This is a genomic window from uncultured Salinicola sp., from assembly GCF_937921195.1.
GTDB lineage: Bacteria > Pseudomonadota > Gammaproteobacteria > Pseudomonadales > Halomonadaceae > Salinicola.
Window position 1 is genome coordinate 1 of sequence record NZ_CALFQK010000048.1, and the last position, 17,458, is coordinate 17,458.

The 17,458-nt window shown below is 64.2% G+C and carries 12 protein-coding genes; 10 read left to right on the plus strand and 2 right to left on the minus strand.

Translation table 11 applies throughout. The annotated features are described in order from the left end of the window. Nucleotides 1-5: 5 nt before the first annotated feature. The 10 genes from Q0602_RS04200 to Q0602_RS04245 all read left to right on the plus strand — a co-directional run bounded on the left by Q0602_RS04200 (nt 6) and on the right by Q0602_RS04245 (nt 15,579). Nucleotides 6-6,023, plus strand: a complete 6,018-nt coding sequence (locus tag Q0602_RS04200; protein ID WP_298839427.1) for an Ig-like domain-containing protein — start codon at nt 6-8, stop codon at nt 6,021-6,023. Between the two features lie 32 nt (nt 6,024-6,055). Then, nucleotides 6,056-8,278 (plus strand): type I secretion system permease/ATPase, encoded by a 2,223-nt coding sequence (locus Q0602_RS04205; protein WP_298839400.1) that lies wholly within the window; start codon nt 6,056-6,058, stop codon nt 8,276-8,278. Beyond that, nucleotides 8,262-9,665 (plus strand): HlyD family type I secretion periplasmic adaptor subunit, encoded by a 1,404-nt coding sequence (locus tag Q0602_RS04210; protein ID WP_298839403.1) that lies wholly within the window; start codon nt 8,262-8,264, stop codon nt 9,663-9,665. The genes Q0602_RS04205 and Q0602_RS04210 overlap by 17 nt, the downstream gene beginning before the upstream one ends. A gap of 40 nt (nt 9,666-9,705) precedes the next feature. Continuing rightward, the gene (locus Q0602_RS04215; protein ID WP_298839406.1) at nt 9,706-11,055 is read left to right on the plus strand and encodes a TolC family outer membrane protein; all 1,350 of its coding nucleotides are present in this window, start codon (nt 9,706-9,708) and stop codon (nt 11,053-11,055) included. A gap of 13 nt (nt 11,056-11,068) precedes the next feature. Further along, nucleotides 11,069-12,988, plus strand: coding sequence for an EAL domain-containing protein (locus Q0602_RS04220; RefSeq protein ID WP_298839408.1), 1,920 nt, complete (start codon nt 11,069-11,071; stop codon nt 12,986-12,988). A gap of 42 nt (nt 12,989-13,030) precedes the next feature. Then, entirely contained in the window at nt 13,031-13,720 is a 690-nt protein-coding gene (locus Q0602_RS04225) for a transglutaminase-like cysteine peptidase (RefSeq protein WP_298839411.1), read from the plus strand. Nucleotides 13,721-13,764: 44 nt separating this feature from the next. Continuing rightward, complete coding sequence (locus tag Q0602_RS04230; RefSeq protein ID WP_298839414.1) at nt 13,765-14,370, plus strand: hypothetical protein; 606 nt, start codon at nt 13,765-13,767, stop codon at nt 14,368-14,370. Nucleotides 14,371-14,433: 63 nt separating this feature from the next. Further along, nucleotides 14,434-14,751 (plus strand): glutathione S-transferase N-terminal domain-containing protein, encoded by a 318-nt coding sequence (locus tag Q0602_RS04235; protein WP_298839417.1) that lies wholly within the window; start codon nt 14,434-14,436, stop codon nt 14,749-14,751. An 83-nt stretch (nt 14,752-14,834) separates the two neighbouring features. Next, nucleotides 14,835-15,113, plus strand: coding sequence for a peptidylprolyl isomerase (locus Q0602_RS04240; RefSeq protein WP_110602898.1), 279 nt, complete (start codon nt 14,835-14,837; stop codon nt 15,111-15,113). 277 nt (nt 15,114-15,390) lie between these two features. Next, nucleotides 15,391-15,579: a CsbD family protein gene (locus Q0602_RS04245; protein WP_295037445.1), complete on the plus strand. Its 189-nt coding sequence runs from the start codon at nt 15,391-15,393 to the stop codon at nt 15,577-15,579. A 124-nt stretch (nt 15,580-15,703) separates the two neighbouring features. Here Q0602_RS04245 and Q0602_RS04250 read toward each other — a convergent pair whose 3' ends face one another. After that, nucleotides 15,704-16,954 (minus strand): dicarboxylate/amino acid:cation symporter, encoded by a 1,251-nt coding sequence (locus Q0602_RS04250; RefSeq protein ID WP_298839421.1) that lies wholly within the window; start codon nt 16,952-16,954, stop codon nt 15,704-15,706. A gap of 195 nt (nt 16,955-17,149) precedes the next feature. Beyond that, nucleotides 17,150-17,458 (minus strand): phosphomethylpyrimidine synthase ThiC (locus Q0602_RS04255; RefSeq protein WP_298839424.1); only part of this gene is annotated, 309 nt, incomplete at its 5' end.

The window sequence follows — 17,458 nt, forward strand, 5'->3', positions numbered from 1 at the left end:
CCACCCTGAACGCTCAGGTACCGGCTGCTACCGATGTGGATGGCACGGTCGAGAGCTATCAGCTTGCGACCGGCGTGGGCCAGGGCAATGGCTCGCTGAGCTTCAACAGCGACGGCAGCTACACCTTCAATCCGGGGGCGGACTTTGACGGTCTGGCTGCGGGGGAAAGCCGCGATGTCACCTTCATCTACACCGCCACCGACAACAACGGCGGGGTGAGCGCACCGCAGACGGTGACCATCACTGTTGCCGGCACCAATGATCTGCCGGTAGCCAAGGCCGACACTCAGACCACGGGTGAAAACGCCACCCTGAACGCTCAGGTACCGGCTGCTACCGATGTGGATGGCACGGTCGAGAGTTACCAACTCGCGACCGGTGTGGGCCAGGGCAACGGCGCGCTGACCTTTAACGCCGACGGCTCCTACACCTTCAACCCAGGTACCGACTTCGACGCACTGGCCGCTGGCCAGAGCCGCAACGTCACCTTCAGCTACACCGCTACTGACAACGATGGCGGCGTCAGTGCCCCGCAGACGGTGACTATCACCGTCACCGGCACCAATGATGCCCCGGTAGCGGTCGCCGACACTGGCAGTACCGGTGAAAATGCCACCCTCAACGTGGCTGCCTCTCAAGGCGTACTGGCCAACGACAGCGATGTCGATGGCGGCACCCTGAGCGTCAGCGCGGTGAACGGTGTGGCAGGTAGTGTGGGCCAAGCGATTGCCGGCTCCAACGGCGGCACTTTCACGCTGAACGCGGATGGCAGCTACAGCTTCAACCCGGGCACGGCATTCGACCGCCTGGCTGCAGGGCAGACCGAAAAGACCCAGATCAGCTACACCGTCAGCGACGGTCAGGGTGGCACTTCTACCTCGACACTGACTGTGACAGTGACCGGCACCAATGATGCCCCGGTTGCCACGGTTGACACCCAGACCACGGGTGAAAACGCCACCCTCAACGTCGCCGCTGCGCAAGGTGTGCTGGCCAACGACAGCGATCTGGATGGCGGCACACTCAGCGTCAGCGCGGTCAATGGCGTGGCAGGCAGCGTGGGACAGTCGATCGCCGGCTCCAACGGCGGCACCTTCACGCTGAACGCGGATGGCTCCTACAGCTTCAACCCAGGCACGGCGTTCGATCGTCTGGCCGCGGGTCAGAGCGACAAGACTCAGATCAGCTACACCGTAAGCGACGGCCAGGGTGGTACGGCCACCTCGACGCTGACCGTGACGGTAACCGGCACCAACGATGCGCCAGTAGCGGTGGCCGATACCGGCAGCACGGGTGAAAACGCCACGCTCAACGTGGGCGCCGCCCAGGGTGTGCTGGCCAACGACAGCGATATCGATGGCGGCATCCTGAGCGTGAGTGCGGTCAACGGGGTCGCGGGCAGCGTGGGCCAGGCCATCGCCGGCTCCAACGGCGGCACCTTCACGCTGAACGCGGATGGCTCCTACAGTTTCAACCCGGGATCGGCGTTCGATCGCCTGGCTGCGGGCCAGCAGGACACCACCCGAGTCAGCTACACCGTCAGCGATGGTCAGGGTGGCACTGCTACCTCGACGCTGACCGTGACGGTGACCGGCACCAACGATGCGCCGGTCATCACCGGTGCCGCCACCGGCTCGGTGACCGAGGACAGCAACGTCAATACCTCGGGTAACCTGACGACCAGCGGTGCCTTGACGGTCACTGACGCTGACTATGCCCAGAGTGCCTTCGTACCGGGTAGCGCCAGTGCCGCCGCTGGCACCCTGGGTACGCTCGCCATCACCGCCGGGGGGAACTGGAGTTACAGCGTTGCCAACAGCGCCGTGCAGTATCTGAAAGCGGGTGAGAGCAAGGTCGAGAACTTCACCGTGACCACCCTCGACGGCACGGCGAAGACGATCTCGGTGACCATCGTGGGTACCAACGAGTTGCCGGAGGCGCGGGATGTCAGTGTCACCGGCACCGAAGATCCGTCACCACTCATCGCGGTCAATCTGTCGGGTACGGATGTGGATGGTTCGGTCGCGAGCTTCCAGATCACCGCCCTGGGGGCCAACGGCAAGTTCTACAGCGATGCGGCAGGAACCCAACTGCTGACCGCCGGAGCGACGCTGGCGGCCAGCAGCAATGGGGCGACGGTCTACTTCAAGCCCGATGCCAACTGGTCGGGCACCACCTCGCTCAAGTATACGGCGACCGACAATCAAGGTGGCATGGATGCGACGCCGGCGACGGCCACGATCAATGTCACTGCGCTGGCCGACGCACCCACGCTCATTCTAAGTGGCAACAGCGCCAACGGCCAGGGCCTGCTGCGCGAGACCTTCTCGATCACGACGCTTGGCAATAACGGCAACGGGGCCGATCCCAAGGTCATGCAGGCGGCCATCGACGGCGCCGGCACGCCGGCGAGCAGTGGCAACGTCACGACGGCCGCTAACGCCAACGTGGTCGCCGGCACCGGGACGCATCTGTCGGGATTGCTCTATCTCGAGGCCGGGAAAACCTACGCTTTCAGTGGCTCGGGAGACGACAGTATTCGCGTGCTCGTCGGCGGTAATGTCGTCGCTCAGGGGACGTGGGGCGGTAGTTCCGGCAACTATTCCGGCAGCTACACACCGACGGTGACCGGCTACTACACGTTGGATCTCTATCATCACAATCAGGCCGGTGCCGGAAACTACACGCTCAATGTCGGCGTCAACGGTGGCACTACAGTCCCGCTCAACACTGCCAACTATGTACTGATGCAGGATGCCAGCGCGCTCGACGCCGCCAACGTCAACCACTCCGGGCTGCTCGGCGGCGATGGTAATGGCAACGGCTACTATCAGCTCTACGCCATGAACGAAGGCGACGAGGACTCGGTCATCCACCTGTCCAAGATCGCCGCGGCGCTGATCGATACCGACGGCTCTGAGACGCTCGGCGGCGTCAGGCTGAGTGGTATTCCGGCCGGCGCCACCCTGAGCGATGGCAGTCACACCGTCGTCGGCAGCGGCGGGCAAACCAATGTGGATCTGAGCGGCTGGAATCTCAATACGCTGACGCTCAAGCCGGCGGCCAACTACAACGGCACGATCAATCTGACGGCTGCGGTCACCTCGACCGAGAGCAGCACCGGCGACAGCGCGACGACCAGCGTGGCGATTCCGGTCACCGTGCATGCGGTCAACGACGCGCCGGTGATCGCGACCCAGAGCTATGGCGCCACCGTCTCCGAGGAGGGGTTGCCAGGTGGCATGCCTGACACGCAGGGAACTTCCGATACGACGGATGCGGCGACGGCAAGCGGACGCGTGCTGGCGACGGATGTCGATGGCGACAAGTTGACCTATACCCTGACCGCGCCGACCGGGGGGCTCAGCTCCGGGGGCGCCGCGATCACCTGGAGCGGCAGCGACAGCGGCACGCTGATCGGCTCGGCCGGTGGCAAGGAGGTGATTCGCGCGACCATTGATGCCAACGGGCAGTATCAGGTGACCCTGAAGGCCGGCCTCGACCATCCCGGCAAGGGCGAGGACACACTCAGTTTCAATCTCGGCGTCAAGGTCAGCGATGGCAGCATCACCGCCAACTCCACGATCGGGGTCACCGTCGAGGATGACTCGCCAGTGGCACAAACCCGCGCGATCAGCTTCGTCCAGGGCGCCATCAACACCAACGTGCTGCTGGTCGTGGATACCTCGGCCAGCATGAACGACAAGGTAACCGTTGGCGGCGTCGAGCAGACACGCCTTCAGGTGCTCCAGCAGTCGATCAAGGAGATGCTGACGAAGTACGACGACATCGGCAACGTCAAGGTGGCGCTGGCACCGTTCTCCGATCAGCTCGACAATTCACCCAAGCAGTGGATGACGGTCTCCGATGCGCTCAAGGCGGTCGATGCGCTTGAGGTCGGTGGCGGCACCAACTACGACTACGCCTTGAGCAACGCCCAGACTGCCTGGAACGGCAGTGGCAAGCTGACCGGCGAGGTGCAGAACGTCTCGTACTTCTTCTCCGATGGCGAACCCACCTTGTCAAGCGCCTATCCGACGGCATCACAGGTCAACCCCGGCAATACCGTGGACGTCAATCGGGGCGACGGTATCGATGCCAATGAAGAGGCGGCCTGGAAGGCGTTCCTCGGTAAGAATGGCATCGACTCGCTGGCGCTGGGGATCGGCGGCGACGTGAGTCAGACCCATCTCAACCCGGTGGCCTACGATGGCCGCACGGGGGATGACACCGACGCGGTGGTCGTCACCAACCTCGATATGCTGTCGAGTATCGTGAGTGGCACGGTCCAGATGCCGCTGTTGCAGGATGGGCTGCTGAGCGGCGGCGAGCATGGCCTATCGTCTTTCGGTGGAGACGGCGGCTACGTCAAGAGTGTGGTCGTCGATGGCGTGACCTACACCTTCGACAAGAGCAGCGGCACCGTCTCTGCCTCGTCGAGCGGAGCCACCTACACCTACGACGGCAGCTCGCACAAGCTGGGTATCACTACCGCGCTGGGCGGCAAGTTGACCATGGACATGGATGACGGCAGCTACCGCTACACGGCCAAGTTGGGCAGCTTCGGTACCGACGCCATTCGCTACACCCTCAGCGATGCCGACGGCGACACCGCCAGCGGGGTGATGAACATCAACGTCAAGAACGGTGTCACCTCGGCGCATGACGACCACATCATCACCAACATCCTGAGTCCGAGCCTGAGCGTTGGCGCCGACGTGCTGCTCGCCAATGACGCCATTGCGGCGGGCAGCACGGCGACCACCAACGGGCTGACCTTGACCACCGGCTGGAAGGATCGTGCGGCCGATTTCACCGCGACCAGCGTACAGACTCAGGACAAGCGCAACGCCGACAGTTTCGCCCTGGATCGCGGCAGCTTCTCCACCGCTGCACAGGCGGCCAACACCGCGGCGACCGTGGTGCGCGGTAGTCTGGCCGGCGGCAACTGGCTGTCGGGATTCGGCAGCAATGCCAACGATCTCATGACACTGACCCTGCGTGCCGGAGAATCCCTGACCCTGGCGACCAGCGTCGCCGGCAGTGTGGCGCTGGCTTACAAGGGCGCAGGGGATAGTGGCTTCACTGCGCTGGCCAACGGTGGCACCTTCACCAACTCGAGCGGCGGGGACAAGAGCTACACCGTGGCGGTCATGAACGTGAAGGATAGCGGCACCGGGCTCTTCGACGGCTATGGCGCCGAGACCTACGACCTGTCGATGAAGATCGGTTACGCCAACGCTGCCGACACGGCCTCGACGTTGAGGACCGACTACACCCTCACCGACAGCTACGGGAGCACCGATACGGCGTCGGTAACCGTCGACTACCAGCGCGGGCAGACATTGACCGGCAGCGACGGCGACGACACCCTGATGGCCAACGACAGCGGTACGACGCTCATCGGGGGCAAGGGCGACGACGTGCTGATTGGCGGCAAGGGCAATGACATCCTCACCGGCGGCGACGGCGACGACATCCTACGCGGGGGCGAAGGCAACGATACCCTCAGCGGCGGCACCGGTCGCGACACCTTGACCGGCGGCGCCGGCAACGACACGCTCGACGGCGGCGCTGGTGCCGACCGTCTCGAAGGTGGCAAGGGCAACGATATTCTGACGGGCGGTGACGGCAGCGATACCTTTGCCTGGATGCGCGGCGATCAGGGCGCACCGAGCGCCCCGGCGATCGATCGCATCACCGACTTCAAGGGCGGTGATGGCGGTGACCGGCTCGACCTCTCCGATATGCTCGACATCGGTAACTCGAGCCTCTCCAACGCCGACCTGGCCTCGCTGGCGGCTCAGCAGCTGCACTTCGTCAAGGGCGAGGCCAGCGGCGCGCCGGGCGCCGCCACCAGCGGCGGCTCGACGCTGGAGATCAAGACAGGTGGTCCGGATGGTGCCGTCACGCAGAAGATCGTCTTCAGTAACGTCGACATGACAACGCTCGGCGGCTCGGATACCGAAATCATCAAGACGCTGCTGGATCACGGCAATCTCAAGACGAATCTCGACGGCTGAGGTGCGCCGCCGAATGACAGGAGACCACTGGTTTGGTTGATGAACCGACACCGCTTCGTCCGGATCCTGCCGGAGAGAAGGAGATCGATCCGCTACTGGGTGCGCTGGTCTTTCTCTCCCGGCATCACGGTACGCCGAAATCGGCCGATGTGATCAGCGACGGCTTGCCGCTGGACGACGGCAGGCTGACGCTATCGCTGGTACCGCGGGCGGCGCAGAGGGCCGGACTTTCGGCCAAGCTGGTGAGCCAGCGCGCCGACCGCGTGGCCGATATCCTGCTGCCCTGCATCGTGATCCTGCAGGGCCGGCGCGCCGTGGTGATGCTGGAGCGCGATGCCGAGCGCAAGCAGGCGACGGTCTACCTGCCGGAGGCTGAAGGCACCCAGACCGTCGACATGGACTCGTTGATCGAACAGGCCACCGGCCAGGTGATCTACGCTCGCCGGGAACACCGCTTCGACGCCCGCGCCCCGGAGACGATCAAGCTCGCCGAAGGGCACTGGTTCTGGTCGACGCTGAAGCTCTCGACGCCGATCTACCGCGATGTCCTGATCGCCTCGCTGCTGATCAATCTTTTCGCCCTGGCGGCACCGCTTTTCACCATGAACGTCTACGACAAGGTGGTGCCGAACCTCGCTTTCGATACGCTCTGGGTGCTGGCAACGGGGATGGCGATAGTGGTCGGTTTCGACCTGTTGATGCGCCAGGTTCGGTCGTGGTTCCTCGATACGGCGGGCAAGAAGTCCGAGGTGCTGCTGTCCGCCAAGATCTTTGCCAAGGTGATGAATCTTAGGATGGAGGCGCGCCCGGTATCGGTGGGCGCCTTCGTCAAGCATCTGCAGGAGTTCGATTCCGTTCGCGATTTCTTCACCTCGATGACCATGACCACGCTGGTCGATCTGCCGTTCGCGATTCTGTTTCTGCTGGTGGTGTGGATCGTCGGCGGTGCGCTGGTCTGGGTGCCGATCGTCGCGCTGCTGATCCTGATCGGCTACAGCATCATCATCCAGTGGCCGCTGAAACGCTCGATCGAGCTGGGCTCGCGACTGGCGACGGAAAAGCACGCGCGGCTGGTAGAGAGCGTGGCGGGCCTGGAAAGCATCAAGCTCGCCAATGCCCAGGGAGAGACCCAGCGCCGCTATGAGCGGGCCGTGGGGGAAATCGCCAAGTGGGGCGTCAAGAGCCGCAACCTCTCCACTTCGGTATCGTCGCTGACCATGTCGGTCAATCAGCTGTCCACCGTGGCGCTGGTGGTGCTCGGGGTCTACCTGATCGGCAACGCCGAGCTGTCGATGGGCGGGTTGATCGCGGCCGTCATGCTGACCGGCCGGGCACTGCAGCCGTTGGCGCAGATGGCGCTGCTTATCACCCGTTTCGGCCAGACCCGCAGCGCCATGGCGGCGATCGACCAGATCATGCATCTGCCCGACGAGGTCGACGAGGCCAAGAACTACGTCCATCGCGACAAGCTCAACATGCGCATCGAGTTCGACCACGTCGGTTTTCGTTACGGCGAGCAGTCCCCGGAAGTGCTGACCGACGTCTCGTTCACCATCGAGCCGGGGGAGCGGGTCGCGATCATCGGCCGGATGGGGGCCGGCAAGAGTACCGTCGAGCGGCTCATGAGCGGTCTCTATCGCTCGACCGCGGGCAGCGTGCGAATCGACGGTCTCGACATCAACCAGATTCATCCCGCGGACGTGCGTCGCCATATCGGATTTGCCGGACAGGACAGCTCGCTGTTCTTCGGCTCGATTCGCGACAACATCATCCTCGGCCAGCCCTACGCCAGTGACGAGTCGGTCCAGCGTGCGGCGGACATCGCCGGCGTGGGCGAATTCACCCGGCGCGATCCCGATGGCCTGGATCGCCAGATCGGCGAGGGTGGCCGGCTGCTTTCCAGCGGTCAGCGTCAGGCGGTGCTGCTGGCCCGGGCGATTTTGACCAACCCTGCGCTGCTGCTGCTGGACGAACCCGGCTCCTATATGGACAACCGCGCTGAGGCGCTGCTGCGCCGCACGCTGAGGGATCTTCCCCGCAGCCAGACCCTGGTCCTGGTGACCCACAAGAGCTCGATGCTCGAGGTGGCCGACCGGATCATCGTGCTCGACAGCGGCCGGGTGATTGCCGACGGCCCCAAGGCGGCCGTCCTCAAGGCGCTCAACGAGGGCCGCGTCCAGGCCCCCGCGGACGCGAACTCGGTAATGCCCCAGGCCGACGGCCCGCAGGAGGTGCGCCATGGCCAGCGCGGATAACGTCGTCAAGTGGCCTCGGCCGAATGCGCGGGAACTGGAGCTTGCCGACGATGCCAGTGCCGCCACGCTGCTGGCGACCCCATGGCGCTCGCGCATCATCATCTGGGTGTTGCTGGCCGCCCTCATCGCGTTTCTGGTATGGGCGGGGCTGTCGAGCATTGAGGTGGTGACACGTGGTACCGGGCAGGTGGTTCCCTCCTCCCGGCTGCAGACGATCCAGAACCTGGAAGGTGGCATCGTTCGCGAGATCTACGTCGACGAGGGTGATCTGGTCGAGGCTGGCCAGCCGCTGGCGCGGATCGACCCGACGCGAGCGACCTCCGACCTGGCGGAGCGCAACTCGACCCTGGCCGGCTTGCAGGCGTCCGTGGCGCAGTACCAGGCGGAACTCGCCTCGGTCACGGTGTCGCCCGACGCCTCGGAGTGGCGGGATCAGGTCAGCGTGTCGTCTCGACCGATCCCGCTCAGTGATGAGTTCGAGGAGACCAATCAGGATATCTACAGTGCTGCCTCCAGCGCCTACAACGAGCGGATCAATGGCCTGCGTTCCCAGCTCGATCAGGCGGCCGCGCAGATTCAGCAGCGCCAGCAGGAACTGCAGGAGTTGCGGGCCAAGGCGGAATCGCTGTCGCGCAGCTACCAGCTGTCGCGTCAGCAGTTGGGGATCACCGCTCCGCTGGTGAAGGAAGGCATCGTCTCCCAGGTCGATCTGCTCAACCTGCAGCGTCAGGTCAACGACCAGCGCGGTGAGCTGGAGTCCGCGCAACTGTCGATCCCGGCCAAGCAGTCCGAACTGCAGGAAGCGATCAGCAAGCGTCGGGACGTCGCCGCGCAGTTCCGGTCGCGAAGCGCCGATGCCCTGACCGAAGCGCGAAACAAGCTCGACAGTCTCCAGCAGGGCCGCGTCAGTCTCCAGGATCGTGTCGATCGCACGCTGATCACGTCACCGGTCCGCGGCAAGGTGCAGTCGATCAACGTCAACACCATCGGCGGCGTGGTCGATCCCGGTGCGAGCCTGATGGAGATCGTGCCGATCGAGGACAAGTTGCTGGTCCAGGCGAGGATCGCGCCGCGGGACATCGGCTTCATTCGTGTCGGCCAGCCGGCGACGGTGAAGCTCTCCGCCTACGACTTCACCATCTACGGCGGCATGAAGGGGCAGGTCATGCGTATCAGCCCGGACACCGAAGAGGACGAGAAGGGCAATACCTTCTATGAGGTGACGGTCCGCACCGACAGCAATCATCTGGGCAAGAACGTCGACGACCTGGCGATCATTCCAGGCATGCAGGCCACGGTAGACATCGTTACCGGCGAGCAGACCATTTTGCAGTACCTGTTGAAACCGATACTCCGGGCGCAGCAGGGCGCGATGCGTGAACGTTGAGCGCGCAGCGAGACAAGAAAGGGGTGACACAAGCGTGATGATGAAGAGATGGGTTCTGTCCGCCGGTATCGCAACGCTCGCCGGTAGCGCTCAGGCGCAAACCTTGACCGAGGCGGTGACCCAGGCGGTCATGGAGTATCCCAGCACGCGCACCGAGATGGCGCGCTATCAGCAGAACCTGGAGGACGCCAGGGCGCAGCGGGGCGCCTATCTGCCCTCGGTCGACCTGGAAGCGCGTGTCGGCTATGGCGAGAACGAGAGCGAGATCGATGGTATCTCGCAGTCCAGCGATCCCCACAGTTACCGGCGCGCCTATCTCACGCTGTCGCAGCTGATCTGGGACGGCAACACGACGATCGAGCGTATTCGCCAGGCGGATGCCGAGAGCGACTATCAGCGCTGGCAGGTCGCGGCGGCGGCCAATCAGGTGGGGCTGGTAACGGTCCAGAGCTATCTCGATGTGCTGCGATCGCAGCGCCTGCTCGAGCTGGCGCAGCGCAACGTCGACACTCACCAGCGCATCGCGGCCGACATTCGTCGTCGCGAAGAGCTGGGGGCCGGTACCGCTACCGACACCAGTCAGGTCGAGGGGCGCCTGGCACAGGCCCAGGCGAGCCTGATCGCCGCACGCAACAATCTCGACGACGCCGTCTCCGCGTTCATCCGCTATGTCGGCGAGTCGCCCAGGAATCTGACGTTGCCGGATGACGTCGACATGCACGGCGTGCCTGGCGATTTCGACGCTGCCATGGCAATGGCGACGGCGAACAACCCCTTGGTCATTGCCGCATCGCGCTCGATCGATGCGGCGCGTCACGAGGTCGCCGCCGAACGTGGCGATTTTCTGCCTACCTTCCGTGCCGAGGCGAGCCGGCTGGCCAGCCGCGATTACGATTACGAAGGCAATGACGCGGACGACTGGAGCGCCGACCTGGTGATGTCGTGGAATCTCTATCGCGGCGGCATCGACACCGCCGAGATGCACTCCCGGGAAGAGGCGCTGCGTGCCGTGCGCTACGACAGCGACCGCTCCCTGCGCGAGATTCGCGACGAGCTGCGGCTGGCCTGGAACGCGCGCGACTACGTCACCAGCCAGCTGCCGTTCCTGAATCGGCATGTGGAAGCCAGTCAGCAGACCCGGGTCAACTACCGCAAGCAGTTCGACATCGGTCGCCGCACGCTGCTCGACATGCTCGACAGCGAGACCGAGCTCTATGACGCTCAGCAGGCCCGGGTCCAGGCGGAGTTCGCGCTACGTCAGGCCAACTACCGGCTGCTGTCCGCGACCGGTCAACTGCTGGACACGCTTCAGGTGGACACCGGCATGATCGGTGACGCAGGCGATCGTTACCCCGGGGCGAACCCTGCCAACGACCGCCCGCAGGGCTGACGAGGAGAGTTCCATGAGCCTGTTTCGACGTTCGATCGCGATCATGGTCGGCCTGCTGTTTCTGTTCTCGGCCGGTATCTTCGCGATCGAAGTGCACCAGACACGAGCCTCGCTGGCCGATCGCCAGCAAGCCGACGTCGACAATCTCGCCCAGGCGCTGAGCCTGTCCCTGGTGCCTTTCGTCGAGATCGGCGACTGGATCAGTGCAGAGACGCTCATGCGGGCGGCGGCCGATGGCGGGTCGGTGCGTCGAATTCGCCTCGAGGCGGTGGGGCGAGACGAGCCCTTGGTGATCGACTCCCGGCGCGAGAGCGACACGCCCCAGTGGTTCCAGCGTGTGGTGGCGTTGCCCAACGCCGTCAGCGAGCGAGAGATCAGCGGCGGGTGGTCGGCGCTAGGCAGCATCAGGGTCGAGTCGGAACGAGCCGGCGCCTACGATCAGCTCTGGTACCTGGCGTTGCAGCTGTTGACGTGGCTGGCGATCGGCATGCTGGTAGTGGTGGTGCTCTGCGTGATCGGTATCAAACGGCTGCTGGGCCCGCTCAATCGGCTCTCGCGGCGCATCTCCGACATGCAGATCGACGGTTTCGACGAAGCGCTGGAACCCAGCCGTATCCGTGAGCTCCAGGGGATCACCGAGTCGGTGAATCGGCTGGGCGCCAGACTCAACCAGCAGTTCGAACAGCAGGCGGAGCAGGTCGTCCGTCTGCAGCGCCTGACCGAGCAGGACGCGGTATCGCAATTGGGCAACCGGGCCTATCTGGCCCGTGCGCTCGACGAGTGGCTGGCGGCGCCGGTGGGAGGCGCCCTGGCGATCCTGCGCATCGATCATCTGCAGGCGCTCTATCGGCGTGACGGCTTCGAGGCCCGGGACCAGGCGATCCGCAGCCTGGGAAGCCATCTCAAGGGGGCGCAGCTCGAAGGCCGTGCCGTTCTGGCTGCACGGCTGTCCGCCGAAGAGTTCGCGTTGATTCTGCCGGACTGCGACGACGACACACGGGAGCGGTGGCTCGAGGATACGCTGGATCGTCTCGACGATGTCGTCGATGCCAACCCGCTCTCCGAGACCCGCCAGCACTACACCTGCGCCGGCGTGGTACTGCGTGACACCGGCATGACCCGCGAGGGCATGCTGGCGCGAGCGGACAGTGCGCTGCGCGACGCCATCGAACTCGGCAAGCGCTGGATGACGGTCCGGCCCGAGAACACACTGGCCGCGCGAGGGCGTCAGGAGTGGCGCCAGGTCATCGAGCGGGCACTCAGCGAGCGCGACATCAGTCTCGTCGTGCAGCCGGTCGTGCTAGCCGATGGCAGCGAGTTGCACCGTGAAGTGTTCGTGCGGCTCAACGAAGGTGACAATCAGCATCCGGCCTACATATTCCTGCCGGTACTCAATCACTTTCGCATGGGGGCCCAGCTGGACCGCGCCGTACTGGAGAGCCTCGGCGCCATCGCCGAGCGCATCGACGGCCGCCTGGCGGTCAATCTCACGGCCGATTCGCTGGCCGAGCCCGACCGGTACCGCGCACTGGTCGGCTGGCTGGAAGGCAATGCACGCGTCACCGCCAGGTTGGATCTGGAGGTCAGCGAAGAGATCGCGCTCGATCACCTCGACGTGGTGCAGCAGTTGTTCCGTAGCGCGCATCGTCTCGGGGCCAGGTGCGGCGTCGACCGGTTCGCGAGAAATCTTCAGGCCATGGCCTACCTGGCCAGGCTGCGTCCCGATTACGTCAAGATCGACCAGGGATTCTTCGTGCGCGAGGAGGTCGACACCGAGTTCCTGAGAAGCCTCTGCATGGCGGCGCACCAGGTCGAGTCGCGAGTGATCGTGACGCGGGTCGAGTCCGACGAAGAACGTCAACGCGTGGCAGCAGTCGGCGCCGACGGGTATCAGGGCTATCTGGCCCCGATCTCTCCGCTGGCATTGAAGTGACCCCGGGGCGTCGATTGGCTGGCGGGGCTTGAGCCGATGGCGATGAGCGTCGTTCGCGCCGTCACCGGCCGCCCGGTCCCGGCGCTCCTGGGTCTGCTCTGTCTGCTGGGCATGTTCCAGTTCGGCCCCCTGGTCCAGGCCTTGCCGAAGTTGCCGCCGCGACAGGAGGTGGTCTCGATCTATGGCCAGGCGGGATGGCAGCGTATCCAGCAGTGGCCGGTGCTGATCGACCAACTGCAGGGGCGGTCGGTCGAGACCCAGCTCAAGGGGGTCAACGACTTCTTCAATCAGCTGCGTTTCGTCGACGATGTCGATGTCTGGCAGGTGGAGGATTACTGGGCCACGCCATTCGAGTTTCTCGGTGTCGGCGCGGGGGATTGCGAGGATTTCGCCATGGCCAAGTACCTGACGCTGCGCGAGCTCGGCGTACCGGACAATCAACTGCGCCTGCATTACGTCAAGTACATTCCCTACGATCAGTTCCATATGGTGGTGACCTGGGCACCCAGCGCGGCGACGCCGCCGGTGGTGCTGGACAACATCGACAAACGGATCGAGCCGGCCTCCAGCCGCAACGATCTGCTCCCGATCTACAGCTTCAACGGCAGTCATCTCTGGATCAGCAAACTGGGTGGAGGCGGGCGTGAAGTCGGCGAATCGAGCCGGCTGAGTCTGTGGCAGAACTGGCAGCAGCGGCTGGACGACGGCTCGCTGCGGAATCCGCGGCGATGATGACGCCGTCGGCATCGGGTACGAATCTCGAGGGAGACGAACGGATGAATGCAAAGGGGATGAATCCCACTACGGTGAGGAGTACGAGAGCCGCAGGGTGGCCGCGTGGGTGGCTGGTGTCGATCCCCGTGATGCTATGGCTGACGGCTTGCGCTTCCAACACGACGAACCCTGACGTCGTCGTCGACCGGCCGGCGGCCCAGGGGAGCGGCCAGGTCAGCGCCGACAACGTCTTCGATACCGCCGATGGCGATGCCGATGGTTCGTTGTTGCCGCTGGACGTCGAACGGCTGGGGTTGGGGGGCGACTGGCACACATTGGATGCGGATGGGAGCGGGAGGATTTCGCGGCAGGAGTTTCGGGATCAGTTCGCGTCGCCGCTGATCCAGGCGACCCTGCGGCTTCCCGGTGACGCCGAACGGGCGCAACCGCTGGTCTCCAGCGACTTCCTGCTCCCTCCCGAACCGCCGGCTCAGCGCTACGTGCCCGCGCCCATCGAGGCGGTGCCACCCGCGAGCGTGACGATGCCGACCGATGCGCCGCTGACGATTCCGGTCCTGGTCGACGATCAGGATGCCGCTGCGATCGACCAGGCCGCCAGTGAGGCGGCCGAGTCTGATGGCGATGAGGCATCGGTGCCGGTCAACTGAACGACAGACGGGAAGGTGGCGTCATATCTCATGTCCGACCGAATCAGGAGGTGGTTCAAGACCATGTTCTCAGCGACTCCCATCGAGCGTTCCGCCGACGCTCAGGCTGCCGTCGATCGCGCCTGTCGGGACTTGGCGCTCTATCATTTCATGAGCTGTCCATTCTGCCATCGCGTCCGCCACCAGATTCAACGCCTGGCGCTGCCCATCGAACTGCGCGACACCCAGCGTGACCCGGAGCGCCGCCAGGAGCTCATGGCGGGCGGGGGCCGCACCATGGTGCCGTGCCTGCGCATCGACCATGGAAATGGCGAGGTCGAGTGGATGTATGAGTCCGCCGATATCAATCGCTACCTGGCGCGTCGGTTCGAGGGGCAGTGACGGTTCGGAAATCGGCGGTGACGCCGGGTGGCGTGTTTTCGTAGAATGCCGGTTCCCATTGATCAAGATTCAGGAGTGATGTCATGGCACAGGCCAGCGCCCGCCATATTCTCGTCGACAGCGAACAGCAGTGTCTCGAGCTCAAGCAGCAGATCGAAGCCGGCAGCGATTTTGCCGAAGTGGCCCGTCAGCACTCTACCTGCCCCTCCGGGCGTCAGGGTGGCGAACTCGGCACCTTCGGGCGTGGCCAGATGGTCAAGGAGTTCGATGAGGTCGTATTCAATGGTGCGGTCAACGAGGTCCACGGACCGGTCAAGACCCAGTTTGGCTACCATCTGCTGGAAGTGACCTCGCGCACTTGATCGTTCCCGCTCGGTTGCCTGTCGAGCCGCCTGTCACCGGGCGGCTCTCGTCGATCCACTGCGCTCTCTTTCGTTTCTTCCCCGCGCTCCCGTAACGATCGTCCCGGATGATATCCGTCCGCCATGGGTCCGCTTCGCCAGAACAAATCTTTACCAATCTCCCGTTTCGGCTTCCCCGTGGCGAACTACTCTGAGTTTACGTTCGCCGTCCCGAGCTCTTCGCATCGAAAACGACGGCGGACGGATAAGGATATCCACGGATAACGAGGTAGCACCCATGACGACGCACTCGAAGTCGGACAAGACGGAAGGCAAGGTCGACAAGGCAGCCGGCAAGGTGAAGGAAGCCGCTGGCAAGATGACCAAGGATCGCGAACTCGAAAGCAAGGGCAAGGCCCAGCAGGCCAAGGGGGATGCCAAGTCCGCCAAAGGCAATCTGAAGGATGCCACCAAACCACGCCACTAGTCAGTGCTGAATCCCGGTATATCGAGTCTTTCGGGCATTGAGTGCCCAGCGAGGACTCTTCATCCAGCGGCCCCGGCAGAAACCGGGGCCGCTGTCGTTCGGAGAGGTGGGCAGAGGCTATCGCTCAGGCTTTGCCGGGCCGGTTGTACACTTCCAGATCCAGCTCCTTTTCGCTCTTGCCGACCAGCGTCGTCACCATCAGATCACCGGCCACGTTGACGCTGGTCCGCGCCATGTCGAGGATCCTGTCCACACCCGCGACGACGCCGATCGCCTCCAGCGGCAGGCCGATCTGCGCCAGCACGATCGACAGCATGATCAGCCCGGCACCGGGGACGCCAGCCGTTCCAATGGAGGCCAGCGTGCCGGTAAGCACGATCATGCCGTAGTCCATCATCGAGAGGTCGGCCCCCACCAACTGGGCGACGAACAGGGCCGCCACCCCCTGGTAGATCGCCGTGCCATCCATGTTGATGGTTGCGCCCACCGGTAGCACGAAACTGGATACGCCTTCCGACACGCCCAGGTTCTTCTGCGCGCAGCGAATCGAGACCGGCAGCGTGCCGGAAGACGACGCCGACGAGAACGACACCACCAGGGCGTCGATGATGCCCTGCAGATAGCGTAGCGGATTCAGCCGGCCGACCAGGCTCAGCAGTCCGGTATAGACGACCAGTACATGAACGAGACAGGCGAGATAGACCACGCCGATCACCTTGGCCAGCGGCAGCAGCACGTCCAGCCCATACTGACCGGAAACATTGGCCATCAGGCCGAAGACGCCGAAGGGGGCGAATGCCATGACGATGGCGGTCAACTTGTACATCGCCTCGGCGAAGCTCTCGAAGACCCGCACGACGGGCTCGCCCTTCTCGCCGATCATCATCAGCGAGATACCAAGGCCGATGGCGAAGACGATGATCTGCAGGATGTTGCCCTCGATCATGGCCTGCAGCGGGTTCGACGGCACCAGGCCGACCACGATATCCACCAGCGATGGCGCCTCGTTGGCCTGCTGCGTGGCACTCATCGAGGCATCGGCACCGACACCCGGCTGGAAGATCGTCGCGGCAACCAGGCCGATGACGATGGCGAAAGCGGTGGTGACCAGATAGAGCGCGATGGTGCGGGCACCCACGCGGCCCATCTTCTGGGGATCCCTCATGCCGGTGATGCCGACGACCAGCGTCGAGAACACCAGCGGTACGATCAGCATCTTGATGCCGTTGATGAAGATATCGCCGAGCGGCTTGAACACGCTGGCCTGCTCGCCCATCACCGCGCCGGCGAGAACACCCAGCACCAGACCGGCAATGATCTTCTGCCACAGGGGAATGCGTCGCCACAGATTTGGCCGGGAGGTCGTTGATGTCATGCGCGGGCTCCTTGTGCAGGCGAAATTGCCGGGGGCAAAAGCGCGCATTCTACGCATCCCCGGGCCTTTTGCGATCCGCCCATTCGAAAACGGGATGGCATATAACCTGATTGCGACCAAAGTCTCAGCGCGTCGAGCCGGCAGTGAAACCTGCGTCGACGCTCGGAAGACGCAGGCCCGCTTGCACAGGCGGTATCAGATTTCCCGGTAGAGCTCACCGCCTTCCCGCTTGAAACGCTCCGCCTGCTCCTGCAGGCCGGCCTCCCGCTCGTCGCCGGCGACATTGGCGGTGTCGCCACCAAATCGTTCGCGCACTTCCTGGGTGATCTTCATCGAGCAGAACTTAGGCCCGCACATCGAGCAGAAGTGTGCCACCTTGGCCGAGTCCTTGGGCAGCGTCTCGTCGTGGAAGGCGCGCGCCGTGTCCGGGTCGAGACCGAGATTGAACTGATCTTCCCAGCGAAATTCGAAGCGGGCTTTCGACAGCGCGTTGTCGCGACGTTG